General features: G+C 68.0%; 20 protein-coding genes. 7 read left to right on the top strand and 13 right to left on the bottom strand.

Features of this window, described 5'->3' with window-relative positions; all coding sequences use genetic code 11:
* Both DB31_RS21225 and DB31_RS21220 read right to left on the bottom strand, forming a co-directional pair.
* Positions 1-732: a hypothetical protein gene (locus DB31_RS21225; protein WP_044190779.1), complete on the bottom strand. Its 732-nt coding sequence runs from the start codon at positions 730-732 to the stop codon at positions 1-3.
* 75 nt (positions 733-807) lie between these two features.
* Positions 808-1,908, bottom strand: a complete 1,101-nt coding sequence (locus tag DB31_RS21220) for a D-TA family PLP-dependent enzyme (protein WP_044190775.1) — start codon at positions 1,906-1,908, stop codon at positions 808-810.
* A 53-nt stretch (positions 1,909-1,961) separates the two neighbouring features.
* Here DB31_RS21220 and DB31_RS21215 point away from each other — a divergent pair, with 53 nt between their 5' ends.
* Positions 1,962-3,203 (top strand): MFS transporter, encoded by a 1,242-nt coding sequence (locus tag DB31_RS21215; protein ID WP_075306099.1) that lies wholly within the window; start codon positions 1,962-1,964, stop codon positions 3,201-3,203.
* A gap of 19 nt (positions 3,204-3,222) precedes the next feature.
* Here the strand turns inward: DB31_RS21215 and DB31_RS21210 are convergent, their stop codons facing one another.
* Both DB31_RS21210 and DB31_RS21205 read right to left on the bottom strand, forming a co-directional pair.
* The gene (locus DB31_RS21210) at positions 3,223-3,600 is read right to left on the bottom strand and encodes a hypothetical protein (RefSeq protein ID WP_044190772.1); all 378 of its coding nucleotides are present in this window, start codon (positions 3,598-3,600) and stop codon (positions 3,223-3,225) included.
* Between the two features lie 14 nt (positions 3,601-3,614).
* Positions 3,615-4,763, bottom strand: a complete 1,149-nt coding sequence (locus tag DB31_RS21205) for a zinc-dependent alcohol dehydrogenase (protein WP_044190769.1) — start codon at positions 4,761-4,763, stop codon at positions 3,615-3,617.
* A 145-nt stretch (positions 4,764-4,908) separates the two neighbouring features.
* Between DB31_RS21205 and DB31_RS48940 the strand changes: the two genes are divergently transcribed.
* Positions 4,909-5,589 (top strand): phosphoribosyltransferase, encoded by a 681-nt coding sequence (locus tag DB31_RS48940; protein ID WP_157232094.1) that lies wholly within the window; start codon positions 4,909-4,911, stop codon positions 5,587-5,589.
* On the opposite strand, the gene DB31_RS21195 is transcribed toward DB31_RS48940, so the two are convergent.
* From DB31_RS21195 to DB31_RS21185, 3 genes are read right to left on the bottom strand one after another with little or no spacing between them, the layout of a single operon-like run.
* A complete protein-coding gene (locus DB31_RS21195; protein WP_083968541.1) occupies positions 5,484-6,254 on the bottom strand; it encodes a DNA-3-methyladenine glycosylase family protein in 771 nt (256 codons plus the stop codon). The two genes, DB31_RS48940 and DB31_RS21195, sit on opposite strands and share 106 nt — an antisense overlap.
* Before the next feature lie 50 nt (positions 6,255-6,304).
* Positions 6,305-6,793, bottom strand: a complete 489-nt coding sequence (locus DB31_RS21190; protein WP_044190764.1) for a hemerythrin domain-containing protein — start codon at positions 6,791-6,793, stop codon at positions 6,305-6,307.
* A gap of 2 nt (positions 6,794-6,795) precedes the next feature.
* Positions 6,796-8,349, bottom strand: coding sequence for an FAD-dependent oxidoreductase (locus DB31_RS21185; protein WP_044190761.1), 1,554 nt, complete (start codon positions 8,347-8,349; stop codon positions 6,796-6,798).
* Between the two features lie 224 nt (positions 8,350-8,573).
* Here DB31_RS21185 and DB31_RS21180 point away from each other — a divergent pair, with 224 nt between their 5' ends.
* From DB31_RS21180 to DB31_RS21165, 4 genes are read left to right on the top strand one after another with little or no spacing between them, the layout of a single operon-like run.
* The gene (locus DB31_RS21180) at positions 8,574-8,783 is read left to right on the top strand and encodes a hypothetical protein (protein ID WP_044190758.1); all 210 of its coding nucleotides are present in this window, start codon (positions 8,574-8,576) and stop codon (positions 8,781-8,783) included.
* Between the two features lie 4 nt (positions 8,784-8,787).
* Entirely contained in the window at positions 8,788-10,455 is a 1,668-nt protein-coding gene (locus DB31_RS21175; RefSeq protein ID WP_044190755.1) for a PAS domain-containing sensor histidine kinase, read from the top strand.
* Positions 10,452-10,850 (top strand): response regulator, encoded by a 399-nt coding sequence (locus tag DB31_RS21170; RefSeq protein ID WP_044190752.1) that lies wholly within the window; start codon positions 10,452-10,454, stop codon positions 10,848-10,850. The genes DB31_RS21175 and DB31_RS21170 overlap by 4 nt, the downstream gene beginning before the upstream one ends.
* A gap of 9 nt (positions 10,851-10,859) precedes the next feature.
* Positions 10,860-11,507: a GvpL/GvpF family gas vesicle protein gene (locus DB31_RS21165; protein ID WP_205628541.1), complete on the top strand. Its 648-nt coding sequence runs from the start codon at positions 10,860-10,862 to the stop codon at positions 11,505-11,507.
* 193 nt (positions 11,508-11,700) lie between these two features.
* Here the strand turns inward: DB31_RS21165 and DB31_RS21160 are convergent, their stop codons facing one another.
* The 6 genes from DB31_RS21160 to DB31_RS21130 all read right to left on the bottom strand — a co-directional run bounded on the left by DB31_RS21160 (position 11,701) and on the right by DB31_RS21130 (position 17,933).
* Complete coding sequence (locus DB31_RS21160) at positions 11,701-11,976, bottom strand: hypothetical protein (RefSeq protein WP_205628540.1); 276 nt, start codon at positions 11,974-11,976, stop codon at positions 11,701-11,703.
* 184 nt (positions 11,977-12,160) lie between these two features.
* On the bottom strand, positions 12,161-13,096 hold the full coding sequence (locus DB31_RS21155; protein ID WP_075306097.1) for a type VI immunity family protein: 936 nt from the start codon (positions 13,094-13,096) through the stop codon (positions 12,161-12,163).
* Positions 13,093-13,923: a hypothetical protein gene (locus tag DB31_RS21150; protein WP_083968539.1), complete on the bottom strand. Its 831-nt coding sequence runs from the start codon at positions 13,921-13,923 to the stop codon at positions 13,093-13,095. The genes DB31_RS21155 and DB31_RS21150 overlap by 4 nt, the downstream gene beginning before the upstream one ends.
* 65 nt (positions 13,924-13,988) lie before the next feature.
* Positions 13,989-14,924, bottom strand: coding sequence for a type VI immunity family protein (locus tag DB31_RS21145; RefSeq protein ID WP_083968537.1), 936 nt, complete (start codon positions 14,922-14,924; stop codon positions 13,989-13,991).
* 41 nt (positions 14,925-14,965) lie between these two features.
* Positions 14,966-16,423, bottom strand: coding sequence for a serine/threonine protein kinase (locus DB31_RS21140; RefSeq protein ID WP_044190743.1), 1,458 nt, complete (start codon positions 16,421-16,423; stop codon positions 14,966-14,968).
* 1,114 nt (positions 16,424-17,537) lie between these two features.
* On the bottom strand, positions 17,538-17,933 hold the full coding sequence (locus DB31_RS21130; RefSeq protein ID WP_044190737.1) for a hypothetical protein: 396 nt from the start codon (positions 17,931-17,933) through the stop codon (positions 17,538-17,540).
* 164 nt (positions 17,934-18,097) lie between these two features.
* Between DB31_RS21130 and DB31_RS21125 the strand changes: the two genes are divergently transcribed.
* The gene (locus DB31_RS21125) at positions 18,098-19,816 is read left to right on the top strand and encodes a B12-binding domain-containing radical SAM protein (protein ID WP_044190734.1); all 1,719 of its coding nucleotides are present in this window, start codon (positions 18,098-18,100) and stop codon (positions 19,814-19,816) included.
* Positions 19,817-19,843: the final 27 nt, after the last annotated feature.

The following is a 19,843-nucleotide window of genomic DNA, read 5'->3' as shown; positions in this document are numbered from 1 at the left end:
TCATTTGCGATCGCCTGGCCGAGAAAAGACTGAGCTGGCAGCGCGAAGCGTGATGCGCTGGTACCGGGCATAGGCATCCACCAGCGCGGTGCGCAGGTGCTGAGACTCCGTGGGCCCGTACCTGGCCGCGGACGAAGCCAGTGCTTCGAGGAGATAGGCCTCGGGCGCCATCAACGTCCGGGTGAGGACGACCGGCGGAGCCCCCAGAGATTGCAGCACCGGCCCGAAGTACTGCTCGCTCATGCACGCCAGGACCACCACGGGCCGTGGAGGCAGGTGGGTACTGGGCTGAATCAACGGCGGCTCCCGGTCCATGAGCCGGTCATGACCCGCCCAGACCACGAGGTCCGCCGAACTGCCGCCTCCGGCCGCACGCAGGAAGTCTTCCAGGGCCGTGTCAATCTGATCTCCTGCGTAAGCGTGGAGAGAGAGCCGGACGAGCCGCTCCCCCTTTCCCGGGGCGCGCTCGAGCACGAGCTCGCGCAAGACCGCGGAGCCAGGGGCGCCCTCGCGGCGACTCCGCACCGTGAAGCCAGGAGCCCGGGAGAGGAAGCGCTCCGCCCCGTAGGCGGCGCCCCAGTAAAGGTTCGCCTCCAAGGAGCGCGGATCTCCCGCAGCACTGCGGCCACAAGCGATCAGGGCGTTGTCGCACAGCGGCACGAACACCTCGATCTCCACTGCGGCGGTGGGAACCACCGTGACCAGGCTCAGCAGTCCGAGGGTGAGCACCATGAGAGTCCTCCAGGAACGCCCTCCTGGAACACCCTCACAGGCCTCGGGGTTCCGCCGAGCGGTGCTATTTCATATTCATGGAGCGCCCCAGCCCCGGCCCGTGATGGCCCATGCCTGCTCCACCGCCCCCTTCCGCACCGCCCAGAGCCGTTCGTGCAGGTTCACCGAGACGCAGACATGGTTCGGCACCACCCGCACACGGTCTCCCACGCGAGGCCGCCACTCCGTCTTCGAGAGATCCAGCAGGCCGTGCTCCTCGGAGAGGCTCCGGAGCACCACGTCCGGCCGATCCAGGAGCGCGCCGTACCCGCCCTCCGGCGCGAGCCCCTCCTCCTTCGCCAGCGCCTTGGCGCCCGCATCAATGACGGCCTGCCCGGGGACGGTGGTGCTCACCACCGTGGCCAGCACCGAGTAGGCGCAATCCTCCCAGGCGCAGGCCCCCACGGCGGCGGAGTTGCGATCATTGAGGATGTTCACGCCGGGACGGATCTCCGTCAGCCCGTGCACCTCGTGCGAGCGCCAGAGGGTGGGCGTGGAGCCTCCGCTCACCACTTGGGGGCGCAGCCCCGCGCTGGACAGCACCTCGAGGAACTCCGCCAGGCGCACGGACACCGCGTTCAGCGCTGAGTCCTGCGACGCCACGGGAGCACGGACGTGCCCCGGGTAGAACGTGACGCCGCGGTACTCGACGGCCTCCGCCGCCTGGATGGCCCGAGCCAGTGCCACCGCTTCCGCCGGCTGCTGCACGCCCACCCGCCGCATGCCCAAGTCCATCTCCACCAGAACGCCCACCGTACGCCCGGCCTTTTTCGCGGCGGCGCTCAGTCCCTCGAGCACTTCGCGGGAATCGAGCCCCACCGAGAGCTGGACGTGCGCAGAGAGCCTCATCAACCGTTCGAGGCGGGCGGCGCCCACGGGAGGATAGGCAAGGAACACATCGCTGGAGGCCGCACTCATCACCTCCGCTTCGTGGGGCGTGGCCACCGTGACGCCGGACGCCCCAGCCCGGACCTGAAGCTCCGCGAGCACGGGGACCTTGTGCGTCTTCGTGTGTGGCCGCCAGCGCAGGCCGTGCTGCCGGGCGTAGGCATCCACACGCCGCAGGTTGGCATCGACGCGCTCCAGGTCTACCAGCGCGGCGGGCGTCTCCAGGTTCTCCAACGATGGCCTCTCCATGGTTGCTGGACGATAATCCACCCCGTGATGGCGTCCATGCCCCCAGGCCTCCCGTGAAGAAGCTCTCTGTCCGCAAGCTGGGGTTGCTGAGCGCCCTCTACTTCGTTCAGGGCATGCCCTTTGGGTTCCAGGCCACGGCGCTCCCCGTCTACCTGCGCATGCAGGGCGTCTCGGTGGGAGCCATTGGCTTCATCGGGTTGCTGGCGCTGCCGTGGCTGTTCAAGGCGCTGTGGGCGCCGCTGGTGGACCGCTACGGCTCAGCCCGCATCGGCCGGCGCAAGTCGTGGATCCTCCCGCTCCAGGCAGCGCTGGCGGCCACCTGTGCCGTCGCGGCCTTCGTCCCCGTGGAGGGAGCGCTGCCTGCGCTGCTCGGGCTCATCTTCCTGATGAACCTCTTCGCAGCCACCCAGGACATCGCGGTGGACGGATTCGCGGTGGACTCGCTGCGACCCGAGGAGCTGGGCTTCGGCAACGCCGCGCAGGTGGTGGGCTACAAGCTGGGAATGCTCACTGGAGGCGGGCTGCTCGTCTGGGCCAGCCAGTACATCGGCTGGAAGGGGCTGTTCCTCTCCATGGCAGCCTTGTCTCTCTCCGTGTTCACGCTCATGGCCTTCACGAGAGAGCCCGCGCCCCGGGAGTCCTCGGGCTCGGAGGAGCGCAAGAGCTGGCGCGAGGTGCTCGGACAGCTCAAGGAGGCCCTGCTGCTGCCGGGAACGGCGTGGATGCTGCTGTTCATCGGCACCTACAAGCTCGGCGAGACGATGTCCGACGTGCTCTACAAGCTCTTCCTCGTCGATGCGGGCATCCGGCCCGAGCAGATCGGCCTCTGGGTCGGAACCTGGGGGCAGGGAGCCTCCATCCTCGGCTCGGCGCTGGGCGGCCTGCTCGCAACGCGGGTGCCGTTGTTCCGCGCGCTCGCGCTGACGACAACGCTACGGCTATTCCCCTTGCTGGGCCGCTGGTGGCTCGCACAGACGGGCGTGACGGAGGCGGGCGTCATCGGCGTCACCATCGCCGAGGAGTTCTTCGGCGGGGCACTGACGACGGTGGTGTTCGCCTTCATGATGTCCCGGGTAGACCGCCGCGTCGGCGCAACCCACTACACGCTCTTCGCCAGCATTGAGGTTGCGGGTAAAGCTCCCGCAGGCCCCATTGCGGGGCAGCTCTTCGACCGGGCGCACTGGAGCTACGCCCAGGTATTCCTGCTGGGCGCGGGGCTCTCAGCGGCCTTCCTGTTCCTGCTGCTGCCGCTGCGGGAGCAGAAGGACGCTCCCGCCCCGCAGCCCAGCTCCTGACGGAGCTACCGCCGCCCGCTCAGCGGCGGATCAGCTTGTACGTCAGGCCGCCGACGAGGACGACTGCGGCCAATGGAAGAACCCTCCGCAGGTTGTGCTCCCACGAGTCCACCCGGTCCGCCATCATCAGCATCATCCAGTGCCGGGCCCAGTGGTCCGGGTACTTGTAGGCCGCCTTCCGGATGAGCCCGCTCAGCGCCTTGGGCGGCGAGGCCGTCCCGAACACCGGCGGCATCTTCTGCTTCCCGCCGTGCATCAGCACCGGGTAGTCCGACTTCTGGGGCTCGATGGGCATCTGCGCCCCTGCCAGCGGTGCCGGCTCCGTCTCCATCGGAATCCCAGGACGGTTGGCAGGATCCGCGTCCGCGCCCTTGCCCACGATCTGTTCGTTCATCATGGCTGTGTCCTCTCTCAGGCGTGCCCGTGGGGAACCAGGACGCACTTGATGCAGTTGTCCCGCTTCTGGGCGAACAGGTGGTAGGCGTGCGCCGCGTCCTCCAGCGGGAAGCGGTGGGTGATGATGCCCTTGGCGTCGATACGGCCCTCGCGGATGTGCTCCAGCAGCCGAGGCATGTACCGGCGCACGTTGCACTGGTTCATCCGCAGCGTCAGGCCCTTGTTCATCGCCGTGCCGATGTTGATCAGGTTCCACGGCGGGCCGTACACGCCGATGATCGACACGTTGCCCCCCTTGCGCACGGTGTCGATGCTCCAGTTGATGGCCGTGGGAGCGCCGGCCTCGAGCTTCGCCAGGCCCAGCATCTTGTGCATGGTGGAGCCCTCGGCCTCCATGCCCACCGCGTCAATGCACACGTCCGCGCCGCGGCCGCCGCACATCTCGCGGAGGTGCATCACCACGTCCCCTACCTCCTTGAAGTTCACCGTCTCCACCTTCGCGTACTGCTCCGCGAAGGTCAGCCGGTACGGAATGTGGTCCACGGCGATGACGCGCCCGGCGCCCATCAGCCATGCGGACTTCATGGCGAACAGGCCCACGGGGCCACAGCCAAACACCACCACCGTCTCACCGGCCTGGATCTCTCCCATCTCCGCGCCCTGGTAGCCCGTGGGGAGGATGTCGCTGAGGAAGAGCACCTCCTCGTCCTCCATGTCCTCGGGCACCTTCAGAGGGCCGACGTCCGCGTAGGGCACGCGCACATACTCGGCCTGGCCGCCCTCGAAGCCGCCCGTGGTGTGCGAGTACCCGTACACGCCCGAGGCCAGATCGCTGCACGGGTTGGAGTTCTCACACAGCGCCGTGAGCGAGCGCTGACAGTAGAAGCACATGCCGCAGGAGATGTTGAACGGCACCACCACGCGGTCGCCCTTGCGCAGGGTTTTCACCTCGCGCCCTGTCTCCTCCACCACTCCCATGAACTCGTGCCCGAACGTGCAGCCCACGCGGGTGTCTGCGATGAGACCGTGCAGCAGGTGCAGGTCCGAACCACAGATGGCCGTCCGCGTCACCTTCAGCACCACGTCCTGCGGGTGCTCGATGGTCGGATCAGGCTTGTTCTCCACACGGACCCGGTAAGGCCCTTGATAAGTCAAAGCACGCATGAGCGATGGCTCCTTTGTCTCAAGGGGTGAGGACGGTGGGGACGCGCCGCAAGGCAGGCTCCCTTGGAAGCCCCTGGGCACGAGAGCAGCCGGGCGAGCGGCCCCTGTTTGCCGTGCCCAGGCTTGCTCCTCAGGTTCCGTCCAGATGATCACGCCCTTCTCTCACCGCTCTCACGCGGGCGAGGTGCTTGCCCGCTCACTGTCCCGCTACGCAGGACGGCATGACGTCACCGTGCTCGGCATTCCGAACGGGGGAGTGCCCATCGCCTTCGAGGTGGCGCGGCACCTCGCGGTGCCCCTGGAGCTGTGCTTCCTGGAGCCCATCACCTCGCCCCGGGGAGACATCACTCTGGGGCTGCTCGGCTGGCCACCCTCGCAACAGCTCCACGAGCCCGTCATCAACGCGCTGGGAGTCAACGACGAGCCACTGCGCCAAGCCACCGCCTTCGCGTGGCGCCGCCTCCGCCAGCGCATTCACACGCTTCGTCCCCCCGCCCCACCCCCCACCCTCCACGGACGCATCGCCCTCATCGTGGACGAGGGCGCAGCCCAGGGGCTCCTGCTCCGGGACGCTGCGGGCCTGGTGCGCCGCACGGGCGCCCGGACGTTGGTGGCCGCAGTCCCCGTGGCCTCGCGGGAGGGCCTACAGCTGATCAACGAGGAGTTCGATGAGGTCGTCTGCCCCTGGCAACCGCTGCCCTTCGATACCGTGTCGTCCTGCTACTCGGACTTCCGCCCTGTGACGGAGGACGAGGTTCGCAGCTTGCTTTTGCGGGCCTGGGGAGACTGGGGCCGCGCCGATCTCGAGGGCTCCAGCGCCTCCTGAGGCTGGGGCGTATCCAGCGAGCGCCAGAGGTACCAGCTCGCCACGGTGCGCCAGGGCCGCCAGCGCTCCCCGTAGGCGAGCACCTCGCGCGGGCGCGGTGACTCCTCCAGCCCCTGCATCAGCATGAAGCCCTTGCGGATGGCGTAGTCATCCACCGGCAGCACGTCCGGCCGCCCGAGCCGGAAGATGAGCAGCATCTCCACCGTCCACTGGCCGATGCCACGCACCTGCGTGAAGCGCTCGATGAGCTCCGCGTCGTCCATCTTGTGGACCTGGGCCAGCGTGGGCACCGTGCCCTCCCGTGTCTTCTGCGCCAGGTCCTTCACCGCCGCCAGCTTCGCGGCCGACAGGCCCGCCTCGCGCAGCGCCGTGTCCGGCGTGGCCAGCAGCGCCTCCGGCGTGAGCGCGGCGCCATGGCCTACCCGCTCACAGAGCCGGCCGAAGATGGTGGCCGCCGCGCGGCCGTGGAGCTGCTGGTAGACGATGGACTCCGCCAGCGCCGAGAACGGGCTGTGCAGCGGCTTCATCTGCAGCTGGAGGGGCCCCACCCGCTTCATCAGCGCGCCCAGGACGGGATCCGCCCGCATCAAGGCTCTGCGAGCAGCGGGAGTGAAGGACTCGGGGAGGAGCGGGACAACAGCACGGGCGCGAGCGGTGGCAGGCATGGCCGGGCCATGGTGCCACCCTCGCGCCTGGACTGCACGTCAGTTCAGCATCAAACCGGGGCCGCCTCGTCCGTCTGCATGGGCACCTCGTTGCGGGGCTCGCCCTTCATCAGCTCGTCGAACTCCGCCTTCATCTGAACGCCGAGCGCGAAGCGCTGATCCTTGTCGAGCACCTTGCGCACCAGCTTGAACATCTCGTCCTCTTCCTCCTCGACGTGGTGCTCGACGTTCTCCATCAGCACCTTCATCTTGGCGGCGAACTGCTCGTCCGAGGGCTCCATCTCCAGCAGGTCCGCGATGATGCGCTTGACGCCCAGGTGCTCCTCCACGGCCTCGCGGATGAGGTCCTCCGTCTTGTCCGTCTTGATGGAGGGATAGAAGAACTGCTCCTCGATGGTGGCGTGGGCCGAGAGCCGGTCCGCGATCATGACGAAGAGCTCACGGAGCTCCGCCGTGGAGCCCTCCTCGAGCTTCTCGAACTTCTTGAAGAGCGTGTTCACTTCGTCGTGCTGTTCCTTGAGCAGATCCAACGCGTCCATGGTTATTCCTCTCCGTGTGTGGTGATAGGTGAAGCGGTTGAGGCCTCCTCTGGCAGCTTCTGGGAGGCGAGATCCCTCACGGCCGGGCCATTGAGCACCTTGCCGGTGGGGCTGAAGCGGGCGCCATGACAGGGGCAGTCCCAGGAGCGCTCCGCGCGGTTCCAGTGCACATGGCACCCCACGTGCGTGCACACTGGGCTGATGGCATGACAGGTGCCGTTCTCCTCGCGGTAGACGGCCACCTTCTTGCCCTCCACCTCGAGAATCTTCCCCTCGCCGGGAGCCACCTCGGACAGCTGGTGCCCGTCCGGCCGCGCGAGCCGATCCGCGACGAAGCGGAAGGCCACCTCGGCGTTCTCTTGAATGAAGTCCTTGGCGCCCGCCCGCACCTTCACGCGCCTGGCGTCATAGAGCGCGGCGTACGGGTTCTCCCGCCCGAGGATCAGGTCCGAGAGGATCATCCCCGACAGCGTCCCCCAGGTGATGCCCGTGCCCGAGAAGCCCGTGGCCACGTACGTGTGCCGCGAGGCGCTGTTGCGGCCGATGTACGCCAGCCCGTCCGCGGGCTCGATGACCTGGCCGGACCAGCGGTGCGTCACGCGAGTGACAGGGAAGTTGCGCCGCGTGTACGCCTCCAGCGCGGCGAAGTGCGTCTCCGTGTCCTCCTCGGTGCCGACCTTGTGGTCCTCGCCACCGACGATCAGGTAGTCCACCCCGTCGATGCGCTGCGGGCGGATGTAGTGGTACGGGTCCTGGCTGTCGTAATAGAGGCCCGCCTCCAGCGGCGCCTCCAGCGGACCCGCCACCGAGTAGGTGCGGTACGGGTAGAGCTTGCTGTGGAGGAACAGCTTGTTGAGCGGCGTCGTGGTGGCCTCCACCACGTCCGTGGCCAGCACGGTGCCTTTGTCCGTGACGACGCGGCAGGGCACCCCGTCCTGCACGTCCACCACGCGCGTCTCCTCGAAGATGAGGCAGCCTTCCTTCTCGAGGCGCTCGGCCAGGGCCAGCAGGTACGTGCGTGGGTGGAACTGCGCCTGGTTCTCCAGCCGGAGCGCTCCCTTCACTGGGAACGGCAGCGGCACGTCCCGCGTGAGCGAGGCCTGCAGCCCCACCTTGCGCGCCGCAGCCACTTCCTTCTCCAGCTCCCTCAGCTGCGAGTCCGTCTCCGCGTAGCGGAACATGGGCACGCGCTGGAACCCGCAGTCCACGCCCAGCGCCTTCACCAGCGAGGCGATCTGCTCGATGGAGTCCCGGCTGGAGGCGGCCGCCAGGCGAGCTCCCTTCTCGCCAAAGTCCGAGCAGAGCGTGGAGTACGGGGTGTCCAACAGCTCGGTGAGATGGGCCGTGGTCTGCCCGGTCTGCCCGGTGAGCAGCCGGTTCATCTCCAGCACCACCACCCTCTTGCCCGCCCTGCGGAGCAGCCAGGCCACTGTGAGGCCCGCGACACCGCCGCCCACCACCGCCACATCCACCGTCAGGTCTCCAGAGAGCACGGGAAACCGCCGCCCGGGCGCCGTCGTCGTCCAGAGCGACTTGTGGATCCGCTCTTCCGTCATGAACCAAGGCTAGGGATTCCCCTGAGGGCTGGTAAGCCAGCAGACTCGGCCCGCACGGCTGCCTGCTCCTCGTCCAGAAGGTGGACAGGGTGTGTCCGAGGCAACAGAGTGCCTTCTCAGGAGTTGGCAAAGCGCGGACTTCCGCCGAAACGCTGAGGTTGTCTGAGGGGGACCGCGCTATTTAATGAAGTTGAGGGACGGGCCGCCACGGCCAGGAGCACAGGATGCCGGTCACACGAAATCCCGGAGGCACCAGCCTGGTCGACATCCTGGACCGCGTCCTGGATCAGGGCATCCGCTTCGCCCAGGAGCCCGGCGTGGAGCCTGCGCGAACCTCGGCCCTTGCCCCAAGTGGCCGCCTCGCCGTCGAGTCCGTGAACACGCACCTGGAGCGACCCGGAGTGCCTCCGGGAAAAACGGGAACCGGAGCCTAGGACTGTGCCGTCCTCCACCGTCCCCCTCACACCCTCCAGTGCTTCGAGCCCCTCGGCCACCGACCAGGAGCGAGGGCTGCTGCGCCTGCTCGTGGACGCGGTGACGGACCCCATCCTCTACACCCACCAGGAGGGCCACGTCCTCACCGCCAACGCCCGCGCGCGCCAGCTCTTCTTCGCGGACGAGAGCGCCAGCGAGGGCCACCGCCGCGCCGTGGAGCTCAACCAGCGCGTCTTTCACACCGCGCTGCAGAGCAGCGCCACGGGCGGTGCATCCCCGGTGCGCCGCCGGGACTTGGCCCTGGTGGATCCGGTGGAGGGCACGGACTTGCTCTTCGAGCTCGTCTGCACCCCGGCGCAGGAGCCGGGCTCTCCCCCGGGCTACGTGTGCGTGCTGCGCAACGTGACGGCGCTGGGCCGAGCCACGCAGGCGCTCGGTGAGAGCTACCGGCGGCTGCGGGCCTCGGAGCAGGAGGCACGCTCGGAGCGGCTGCGGTTGGATCTCATTCTCGACTCGGTGGCGGATCCCATCATCGTCACGGACCCGTCCGGCGGCACGGTGCTGATGAATGATCCGGCCGAGCGCCTCTTCTACGCCCCTCCGGACAGCGGCGAGGCCACCCGGCGGCGGGCGCACACCAACGACGCGCACTTCTCCTCGTTCCTGTCGCACCTGCTGACGCCCGGCGGCCCGAAGCGCTGGCGTGGGGAGCTGCACCTGGTGGAGCCCGCCACGGGCACCCCGCTGCCCATGGAGGCCACGGCCAGCCAGGTGCTCGCGGACAATGGCGAGCCCACCTCCATCGTCACCCTGTTGCATGACCGGACGGAGGCGCTGGAGAAGGCACGGCTGCTGGAGCAAGTCCGCTCCGCCTCGAGCGAGCTGGAGGCCAAGGTGCACTCGGCCACCGCGGAGCTGGCCGAGCAGAACGAGAAGCTGCGGCGGCAGGCGCTCCAGGTGGAGCAGGCCAGCGCGGCCAAGTCCCAGTTCCTGGCCAACATGTCCCACGAGTTCCGCACGCCGCTCAACGCCATCCTCGGCTACACGAGCATGCTGCTGCAGGGCGTGAACGGAGAGATGACGCCCCAGCAACGGCGCAACCTGCAGCGCATCGACTCCAACGGGCGGCACCTGCTCCAGGTCATCAACGAGATCCTGGACATCACCCGGATTGAAGCGGGGCGGATGCCGCTGAACCTCACGGACTTCCAGCTCCCGGAGCTGCTCCAGGAGGTGATGGCGGAGATGGACCCCATCATCGCCCGGACGAAGCTGACGGTGGGCAGCCACGTGACACCGGACGTGCCGGAGCTGCACGGGGACCGGCAGAAGGTGAAGCAGATCGTCCTCAACCTGCTGTCCAACGCGCTGAAGTTCACGCACGAGGGCTCGGTGCAGCTGTCGGCCGCGTATGACTTCGCCACGTCCACGGTGAGCATCTCCGTGAAGGACACGGGCATTGGCATCGCGCCGGAGCACCAGGAGAAGGTTTTCGAGGATTTCCAGCAGGTGGACAGCTCTCCCACGCGTGTCTACGGCGGCACCGGCCTGGGTCTGTCCATCTGCCGACGTCTGGCGGCGATGCTGGGAGGCCGGGTCACCGTGCAGAGTGCAATCGGCCAGGGTTCCACCTTCACGCTGCACGTGCCGTGGCGTATGAGGCGTTCATGACGAATGCTCCGGACAACTCCAAGCCCCTCGTGCTGGTCGTCGACGACTACCAGGACGCGCGGGAGATGTACGCGGAGTACCTGGAGTTCTCCGGGTTCCGGGTGGACCAGGCGACGAACGGGGCCGAGGCGCTGGACAAGGCCTTCGCGCTGATACCGGACGTCATCCTGATGGACCTGTCCCTGCCCATTATCGACGGGTGGGAGGCCACGCGCCGGCTCAAGAGCGACGAGCGCACGAAGCACATTCCGGTGGTGGCACTGACGGGGCACGCGTTGGCCAATGAGCCCGGCTCCGGGCAGCAGGTGCAGTGCGACTCCTTCGTGGTGAAACCCTGTCTACCGGACACGCTGGTGGCGGAGGTGAAGAAGGTGCTCGCGGCACGCAAGAAGTGACAGATGGCCATGGCCCGGACCTCCTCCCTGTACCTGTATGGGGTGCTGCGCGCGAAGCAGGAGCTGCGCTTCGGCGCGCTCGGCCTGGGGACACCGCCCGCCGAGGTGGTGACGGTGCACGACGGCGAGCTGGCGGCGGTGGTGTCCGAGGGCTCAGCGGCAGTGCCGGACCCCACGAGGGACCACCTGCTGGCCCACCACCGCGTGCAGGAGGCGGTGATGCGCGAGCACACGCTGCTGCCAGCGGCCTTCGGGCTCACGTTCCGAGGCCACGAGGAGGTGGTGGAGCTGCTGCGCTCGGCGCGGGACGCCTTCACGGGCGTGCTGGCGAAGCTGGAAGGGCACATCGAGCTGGGCGTGAAGGTGCTGTGGGATGAGGACGTCATTGCCCGGGAAGCGGCGAGGCATGACGCCCAGACGCTGCTGGAGTCCCTGAGGCCGCTGGCCACCGCGGTGCGCGAGGTGCGCCCCCTGGGCGAGCGGATGATCCTGAACGCGGCCTTCCTGGTGGCACGGGAGCACGAGGCGGCCTTCGATGCGAAGCTGCGCTCGCTGGCGGCGCGCTTCGAGTTGCTCACGCTCCAGTACACAGGCCCGTGGGCGCCCTATCACTTCACGGACATCGTGCTGCGGCGGGAGCCCACACCGGAGCGGTGACAGGAACGGCCCCACGTTCACGGTACCAACCACTGGGTTGATCAGAATGCGGCGTGCCACAGCTGACTGGTCAGCTGTCTGCGACGGGCGGATGGCCACAGCTGAAACAGCCCCTGTAAAAACGGGCACTTGGCCACAAGGAGTCCTGGCGCAGGCGACTCCGACCCACCCGCCCAGCTGAGAAGCGGGGCCCCTACCGGGCCGGGCTCTCTGTGGCCTTGGCGCGGAGCGCCTCCCACAGCAGCGCATGGTTCAGCAGGATGTCCTTGAGCGCTTGCTGAACCGCCTTCGAGTCCAGTGCCTGCGTGCTCATGAGCGTGTGGGCGTCGTACGCCGCGATGATGGCATTCTCCAATTCGCTCTGGAGATCCGGCGAGTTCGCGAACTGTTCCTTGGTGTTGTTCGCGGCCTGCTGCGTCAGCGTGGGCGACTCCACACTTCCCAGTGAGCAGGCACCTCGCCCAGCCACGGGACACCCCTGTCCTTGTACTTCGGGTAGCGAGGGAAGCTCATCGCGAGCCCCTCCGAGCACGGGCAGGTTCGCGATGGCTGGAAGGAGCAGACAGGTTCGGTTCACGCATGGCCTGCGGCATGCCCCCGCAGGGGCGCAAGCACGCGCCCGTCAATCTCGGGTGCTCCCTGCTCTCCGGGACTCACTGGCACAAGCGCCGGATCCAGCGGCGCAAGGAGTTCTCTGCTGGGGGCAACCTGGGGAACCAGTCATACCGCTCCTCATACAGATACGGCTCCAACACGCGCGCCAGCGCCCTGTACTCCGGTCCCGTCTCGCCCTTCTGCGTGTCGAGCAGTTTCGGCCACTCTCCCAGGGTAAGCAGCACCCGCTCGCCTTCCAGCGGCTGCACCGACACCTGAGGGAAAGCCAGCTTGCTTCTCAAGCCCTCCTCGCCCCCCACCTGCCCCAGCAGCGGCTGGCCCAAGAATGTCAGCCAGTACGCACCTCGGGCCTGCGAACCGATACAGGCCCCTGTCTCCATCAGCTTGTAGACGTCCAGCCCCAGGTAGCGCCAAAGCAGAGGCTCGACGGCGCCCCGCGCGGCGAACCAGCGGCCCTGAGGCGCGATGAGGGCCAGGCTCGCGTAGCCGAAGCTGAAGGGCAGCTCGCGCGCCAACTCCAGCGCCAGCGCGCGCACATGGCCGGGGCCGTGCTCCACCATGTACTCGGTGGGCAAGGTGAAGAGCACCCCCGTCGCCGAGCCCTGCCGGTTCAACCCTTCCGGATCGTTCAGCCACCGGCCGACGTACTCGAAGTTGTAGCCCCCTACCTGGCTGCAGTCCTCTTCCAGTTGGACGATCCAGGCAGAGCCCCACGGGCGCTCTAAGAGGGTGTAGCGGGTTTGCTCCCAGCCCTTCTCATCCAGCGGGAGATAGTCGCCATCATTCGAGACGTACCAAGGCAGCGCCTCAGGAGGAATGGAGCGCCGGTAGGTCTCAAGGGCCCGCCAGATGGCGTGGGCCACCTCCTTGTGAGAGTGGGGCAGGAAGAAGCAGATAGCCACACCGTCCCGTGCCACCACAGCGTCATCGCCGAGCTCAGGGAGCAGCCGAATCCGGGGGATGTGTTTCTTCATGGAGTAATCTTCTTGGGCGAAAGAATGACCGGATGTCCTCCCAATGCCTCTTGGTAGATTTGGCCTTGGCTCTGCCCGGAATAGGCGCTGTCGCTGCTGTATTGCCGCCATTGGGGGACATTGGTCTCTGGGCACGGAAACTTGAAGTCCAGGGTGAGTGCAGCGCGGCGCCAGTTATCGTCGAGATACAGAACGATGTCGGGCTTGATGGTGCGCCACAGCTCGCGGGTGCACCCCTGGGCAATCAAGCGCGCCTCCTCCTCGCGGCTCACCATCTCCAGAAACTGGGCGTTGCGATAGTAGCGGTAGCGCTGCTCCAGCCTGAACGGCCGGGGCCACAATTCCTCCAGCACCTCGCGAGCACACTCCAGCGCCAGCGCATGCTTCTGCTGGCCCAGTTGCATCGCCCGGGTGATGGGCTGGGGACACCCATCCACCACGACTTCCTCCCCGCACTCCGCGCGTGTGGGCGCTCGGCCTCCGAAATACCGCGCGTTGATACGGCGCTCGGCCTCTCTCGCGCATTCCCAGAGCCGCTCCTCAAGCTCTCCCACCGCGTTGTCACTTCCCAGCACGGTCACCAGCAGGGGCGCAGTCTTCACCAGCACCGAGGCCACCGTGGGGGCTGCGGCAGGCGCGGCGGTGCTGGCCCCCTCCCCCGCCACAGTCGTGGCATGGCGAAGCCGCCCGGCCGTCTCCGTGTCCAGGCGCCACTGCCCCTGGCGGGAATGGGGCGTGCTTCCAGCGCACGCCACCAGCAGCACACTGGCACCCCACAGGCACGCGCGCTCGACACGTGCGAACAAAGAGCGGTTCGGTTCACTCATGGCACGCGGCCATGCTACCGCAGGGGCACTCGGAGATCGCTGGGCAGCGCCCCGCCATCAGGTGCTCACTGGCACAGGCGGCGGATCCAACGGCGCATGTTGTCGCCCTCAGGGGCCCACAACGAAAACCAGTCATCGCGCTCCTCGTACAGGTACGGCGCCAACACCCACGCCAGCGTCCGGTACTCCAGCACGTACACCTCCTGAGCCGTGTCGATCAGCTCCGGCCACTCTCCCAGGGTGATGAGCACCCGCTCTCCCCCCAGCGGCTGCACGGACACCTGCGGGAAGGCCAGCTTGCTCCTCAAGCCCTCCTCGCCCCCCACCTGCCCCAGCAACGGCTGGCCCAGGAACGTCAGCCAGTACGCGCCTCGGGCGCGCCCCCCGATGTGCCCCCCTGTCTCTATCAGCCTGTAGATGTCCAACCCAGCGTAGCGCGACAGCAGTGGCACCACGGCCCTGCGAGCGGCGAACCAGCGGCCGTGAGGAGCAATGAGGGCGAGGCTGGCGTAGCCGAAGCTGAACGGCAGCTCGCGTGCCAGTTCCAGCGCCAGCGCGCGCACGTGGCCGGGGCCGTGCTCCAAGAGGTACTCGGTGGGCAAGGTGAAGAGCACTCCCGTCGTCGAGCCCTCCCGGTTCAGCCCTTCCGGATCATTCAGCCACAGGCCGGCATACTCGAAGTGGTAGCCCCCCACCTGGCTACAGTCCTCCTCCAACTCCACGTGCCACGCGTAGCCTCCTTGGCGCTCCAGGATTTTGTAGCGGATGTGCGCCCAACCCTTCTCGTCCAGCGGGAGATAGTCGCCATCATCCGAGACGTACCAAGCCAACGATCCAGAAGGTACGGCGCGCCGGTAGGTCTCCAATGCGCGCCAGATGGCCGGAGCCACCTCCTTGTGGGAGTGGGGCAGAAAGAAGCAGATAACCACGCCGTCCCGGGCCACCACGCTGTCATCGCCGAGGTCTGGCACCAGACGAATCACGGGAATGTGCTCCCTCATGGAGTTCCTCTCAGTCAGCGGTTCGTTCGAGCCAGCAACACTCACTGCGGCCGGGGGCGGCCCTCGCCGGAGGTGGACGGGCGGCCACGCTTGCCGGGAAACACCGGCACGTAGCACGCCTGCTGGTACATCTGGCCATCGCCGAAGACGTCGCACGCCTCGCGGCTCACCTTCATGCGCACCCAGCAGCCTCCGTTGAGCACCACTTGCTGGGGGTGAGGGCACCGGCCTTTCTTGTCGGGCTGAGCCTGTCCCTCGGAGAGCTCGGGGAGACTCTCCGCCACCGCCCGCTCCGAGCCGGACGGAGAGGCATGCTCCAGCGAAGTGGAGCCCGCCGCCTCCCCGAGCCCTGCCGTCTCTGTCTCTGGCGCTCCCGGCGCGGCTCGCGAGTGCGCGGCTTGCGCGGCCTCCGGAGACACTGCGCGAGCCGGGGGTAAGGCCTCCCGCATCATCCCTCCGACCCACAGGCCCAGCGCCCCCGCCGCCACCACCACCGCCAGCCAGGGCCACCACGCGGGCCCGGGCGCGGAACGCCGAGCCGCGAGGGCCTCTGCCCTCACCGGCTCAGGCTCGGGCACGGGCTCGTGGTTCCTCGAGGGGAACGGGCTGAGCGCGTCCGCCGCCTGCTCCAGCGCGGGGGCCAGCTCGGCCCCGGAGATGCGCTCCTCGGGGCGGATGGCGAGCATGCGCAGAATCAGCTCTCGCAGCGGCGGCGCCACCTGGGCAGAGAACAGGGCCCGCGGCAGCATCAGCGAATCCAAATACGGGATGCCCTGCTCATCCCTGAGCGGCACGCCCATCTCCGGGTACTTGCCGGTCGCGAGCACGCAGGCGGTGACGCCCAGGGCGAACACATCATCCGCGGGCCCAGCCCGGTAGCGCTCCGAGGTGTGGCGGAACCGCAGGGTGAACAGCCAGGCCTCGGGCGAGCGGTACGCCGGCGTTCCCGGAGGCAGTTGCTGAGGCGTCAGCGTGTCCGCCTCCGGGTAGATGCCGGAGCCGAAGTCCATGAGGAACAGTCGGCTGTCGGAGCGGCGGACCAAGAGGTTGCCGCCCTTGAAGTCCCGGTGGAGCGCCCCCTGTGCATGGAGGTACTGGAGGGTGAGCGCCGCCTGGGCCAGCAGCCGCAGTTGCTGCGCCGCCGAGGGACGGAACATTCGGCCCCACTCATACAGGGGCACGCCGTCCACCCACTGCATGGCCACGAACGGATGCCGAGCGCCGCTGGGGCTCACCCAGTGTCCATGGTCCACGAGCCGGGGAATGTGCGGGTGCAGCGTGCGAGACAGCAGCTCCCGCTCGCGGCCATAGCGTGGGTCCTCGGGCAGCACGGCCACCTTGAGAGCCACGGGCGGCAGGTGCTCCTGGCCGATGCGCACGGCGCGGTAGACGGCGCCGTTGACGCCCCGCCCCGCCCAGTCCACCACGCGCCAAGGGCCCACGGGGGTGCCGAGAGGGAGCGCTGCGGGGTGGAGCGGGGGCATGGACGGGCTTGGCATGGGTGCCCGCCACCCTACCTCAGAGGTAGGCGCGCGTTAGAAGCCTTCCGCGTGAGGCCAGGCGACCTGCTCCACCTGCCGGAACGTGGACGCCATGGGAGCCACGCTGGTAGCGTCGAGCGCCCTTCATGGGAGACCCCATGCGTTGGCTCCAGATGGCTGTTGCCGTCCTCTCCGTCACGGTGACGGCCGGCTGCCCCTCGGAAACGACGCAAGGAGGTCTGCGGGCACGGCCAGGACCGCTCCCCCGCGTGTCTCGAATGTGGAGGGCCGTAGGTGCGGAGGTGGAACTGGCGCAAGGGGAGCGTGGTCTTCGCGAGCGTGTTGCTGCCCCTGCCCCTGCTGCTGTTGCTCTGGGCGCTCCTGAAGCCAGAAGTCCCCACGCAGCCGCTCCCTGGGGTGCGCATCAGCCCCGTGCTCACCCCTGAGCAGCGCATGCAACGGGAGACCTATGGCCGGCGGTGCGGACCTAGCGGAGCGTGTGAAGCGCCGTTGGGCTGCCTGTTCGACGGCCGCCACCTCCGGTCCACCTGCGTCGACAGCGAGTGTTTGACGGACGGCCAATGCAAGGAAGACGAGGTCTGCCGCCTCCTCGCTACATGGGGAGGAGGCCCCTTCGTGCGCCGCTGCATCCCCGTGGGTCTTCGCCAGGAAGGCGAGGGGTGCGTCGAGCTTCCGGATGACCGGGCAAACGCCTGCGCCGCGGGCTTGCTGTGCGGTGGCAGAGAACACGCTTGGTGTGCCCGGCTCTGCCGTCCCGAAGACAGTCAGAGCTGCCCGGAGGGCTTTTTCTGCGCGGACACCGTTCCCCAGCCCCTGTGTTTCCCCACCTGCGCCCTCCTCGAAAGGGATGCACTGTTGGCCCGAGAGGCCGCCTTTCCAGGCAAGGTGTGGATGGAGTGCGTCGAACCCTGCGGCGAAGGCAAGCCCCCCTGCGGCGAGGGCAAGGTCTGCGACGGCTGGCATTGTCTGCCGGCTTGCGACCCTCAAGGGCCTCCCAACGCCTGTGGCGAGGGTTACCACTGCAGCCGGAGCTGGGAGCAGGGCCCCTTCTCGTGCCAACCGCTCTACTGGGACTGGACGATGGGGATCTGAGCGCACCCTTTCGAGACGCTCACTGAGATAGCCCACCGATCATCTGGAGAATGCGGCCGGTGACACCCTTCAAGTCCTTGTCGATGTCCTCCAGCTTGCGCGGCGGCTTGAAGACGTAGAAGTGCCGGTTGAAGGGAATCGCGTAGCCCACCTTCGTCTTCTCGTGGTCGATCCACGCATCCGTCGCATGGGGCAGCACCTCGCGCTGGAAGTACGCCTCCACGTCCTCGGAGAGCGGGACGTTCTCCGTGTCACGGAGGTTCGCGTCCGCCACGGGCTTGCCCTTGCCCTTGCCCTTCGAGCCCAGCACCGGCTGGCCCTTCGCGTCCCGCTCGGGGCGCTCCACCGTGATGGTGCGGTAGCCGAAGTCCCCGTTCTTGAAGATGCGGCTGATGGGCACGCCCTCGCGCGTCACCTCCTGGAACTCTCCGAAGATGCGTGTGACGAAGCGGAGTGACGCCGCGCTCGCTGCGAGGAGATGACTTGTCAGAGGCTCCCCCTGACATACCCATGACACGTCGCCACGGCGCGGGACAAGACCGCTATACTCGCGCTGTTACGAAGGTCGGGTCCCCCCTCATGAATGGCCGTCGCGTCCTCTCTCCAGTCCTCCTTCTTGGCGCCGGTACCGGCGAGGCCACGTGTGGGATCCTGTATCTCGCGAGCTACCTGCGCCGGGGCGGCATCGAAGCGTTCGTCCGGCTCTACGATGGGGACGAGACCGAGGAAGAGGTGGCTCGCTCGCTCGAGGCCCTGGTGGCCCGTGTGCGCCCCAAGCTCGTCGGCATCAGCCTCAAGTGGTTCCACCACGTCCACCGCGCCCTGCTCGTGGCGCGGACCTTGCGGAAGATCGACCCCAGCATCCGCGTCGTCGTGGGCGGTAACACCGCGGCGTACTGGTGGCGGGAACTGCACGCCTTCGACTCCATCGACCACATCGTCCTGGGCGACGGCGAGCGGCCTCTGCTGGCGCTCTGCCAGGGTGACCCCTCCCCGCCCAACTGCGTCACCCGGGATCCAGACGGCTCTCCACGGCGTCTGCCCCTGAAGTACGTCCAGGGCGCCACGAACAGCGAGGACGTCTACTACTCCCACTTCCAAGACATCTTCCTGAGCCAGCAGGACCTCCACGCGTTCTCGGGGTGGGTCGCGCCCGGCAAGGGCTGTGGCGAGAACTGCCTCTATTGCGGCGGAGCCCGCGGCAACCAGAAAGCGGCCTTCGGGCGCGCCAAGCCGTTCCTGCGATCCGAGGAGAGCGTGCGCCGCGATCACCAGGAGATCGCTCCTCGGACGTGGCAGATGCGCTACGACTTCTCGGGGAGCACGGCGGAGTTCCTCCAGAATACCTGGGCGGGAGTCGATCTCTCCCGCCACTGCTGCACGTACTTCCTGTGGGGCGTGGCACGGATCGAGCTCATCGACGCGCTGGCGCAAACCTTCGAGCGCGTCTTCATGGTGCTCGACATCGGCTGCTTCTCGGAGCAACAGCGGCTCGAGCAGATGCGCCGGGGCCTGCTCAAGCCGTGTGCCACGGATCAGGAGCTGCTGGAGCTCATCGACCGCTGCCGCCGCCACAAGAACCTGGACGTGGAGATCTCCGGCATCGCGGGCCTCCCCTTCGCCAGCGCTGCCACGCTGAAGGAGGAGCTCCGCCTGGTGGAGAAGGTCATCAGCCTGGACTGCGTGGTGGGCTACCAGCGGCTCGAAGCACAGCCGGGAGCGCTCGTCACGGAGCACCCCGCGCGGTTCGACATGGAGACCGAGGCACGGACGTTCACGGAGTTCCTCGAGTACTTCGAGCAGCGCGAGCCCGGCGACGTATCCGTGCCGATGCTGCGCTTCCGCGACGCGGCGCTCGAGGAAGCGGTGCAGCGCACGTCGGACCATGTGGACTCCCTCGCGTGGAAGCACCGGGCTGCAAAGCGGAAGGTGCAGATCAACGGACGCACGCGCCTCCTGAACACTGCCCCCTCGACGCTCCAGTTCAAGCTCAGTGACTGGCTGGGTCCCCACAAGGTCCCCGCGAAGGTGGCGCAGGAGACGGTGACGGTGGTGCGCTCCGTGGACGGAACGGGCCTCGCCTGTGCGCCCTCCGTCAGCCCACGGCGGTTCACCGACCCGACACTGGATCAGGGCGAGGAGGGTCAGATTCTCCTGTCGGCCCTCGCCGCCTTCGAGCGCCCTACCACGGTCGCCCAGGCGGTGACGCAGCTGGGAACGAAGGCGAGGCTCGATCCGCACTCCGCCCGCGAGGTGATTGACCACCTCGTGGACGGCCGCTTCCTGCAGCCGACATGAGTGGCCAAGCATCGCCGAGGCGCCTGA

The organism is Hyalangium minutum (assembly GCF_000737315.1).
Taxonomy (GTDB): Bacteria; Myxococcota; Myxococcia; order Myxococcales; family Myxococcaceae; genus Hyalangium; species Hyalangium minutum.
This window is presented reverse-complemented; position numbering and strand designations above follow the sequence as displayed.

Excerpts from the sequence above, each read along its gene's own strand:
- DB31_RS48940 (WP_157232094.1), top strand. The coding sequence starts at position 4,909 with ATGATCACGCCCTTCTCTCACCGCTCTCACGCGGGCGAGGTGCTTGCC.
- DB31_RS21225 (WP_044190779.1), bottom strand. The coding sequence starts at position 732 with ATGGTGCTCACCCTCGGACTGCTGAGCCTGGTCACGGTGGTTCCCACC.
- DB31_RS21220 (WP_044190775.1), bottom strand. The coding sequence starts at position 1,908 with ATGGAGAGGCCATCGTTGGAGAACCTGGAGACGCCCGCCGCGCTGGTA.
- DB31_RS21165 (WP_205628541.1), top strand. The coding sequence starts at position 10,860 with ATGGCCCGGACCTCCTCCCTGTACCTGTATGGGGTGCTGCGCGCGAAG.
- DB31_RS21190 (WP_044190764.1), bottom strand. The coding sequence starts at position 6,793 with ATGGACGCGTTGGATCTGCTCAAGGAACAGCACGACGAAGTGAACACG.
- DB31_RS21185 (WP_044190761.1), bottom strand. The coding sequence starts at position 8,349 with ATGACGGAAGAGCGGATCCACAAGTCGCTCTGGACGACGACGGCGCCC.
- DB31_RS21210 (WP_044190772.1), bottom strand. The coding sequence starts at position 3,600 with ATGATGAACGAACAGATCGTGGGCAAGGGCGCGGACGCGGATCCTGCC.
- DB31_RS21145 (WP_083968537.1), bottom strand. The coding sequence starts at position 14,924 with ATGAGGGAGCACATTCCCGTGATTCGTCTGGTGCCAGACCTCGGCGAT.
- DB31_RS21125 (WP_044190734.1), top strand. The coding sequence starts at position 18,098 with ATGAATGGCCGTCGCGTCCTCTCTCCAGTCCTCCTTCTTGGCGCCGGT.
- DB31_RS21205 (WP_044190769.1), bottom strand. The coding sequence starts at position 4,763 with ATGCGTGCTTTGACTTATCAAGGGCCTTACCGGGTCCGTGTGGAGAAC.
- DB31_RS21195 (WP_083968541.1), bottom strand. The coding sequence starts at position 6,254 with ATGCCTGCCACCGCTCGCGCCCGTGCTGTTGTCCCGCTCCTCCCCGAG.
- DB31_RS21155 (WP_075306097.1), bottom strand. The coding sequence starts at position 13,096 with ATGAAGAAACACATCCCCCGGATTCGGCTGCTCCCTGAGCTCGGCGAT.
- DB31_RS21170 (WP_044190752.1), top strand. The coding sequence starts at position 10,452 with ATGACGAATGCTCCGGACAACTCCAAGCCCCTCGTGCTGGTCGTCGAC.
- DB31_RS21140 (WP_044190743.1), bottom strand. The coding sequence starts at position 16,423 with ATGCCAAGCCCGTCCATGCCCCCGCTCCACCCCGCAGCGCTCCCTCTC.
- DB31_RS21150 (WP_083968539.1), bottom strand. The coding sequence starts at position 13,923 with ATGAGTGAACCGAACCGCTCTTTGTTCGCACGTGTCGAGCGCGCGTGC.
- DB31_RS21180 (WP_044190758.1), top strand. The coding sequence starts at position 8,574 with ATGCCGGTCACACGAAATCCCGGAGGCACCAGCCTGGTCGACATCCTG.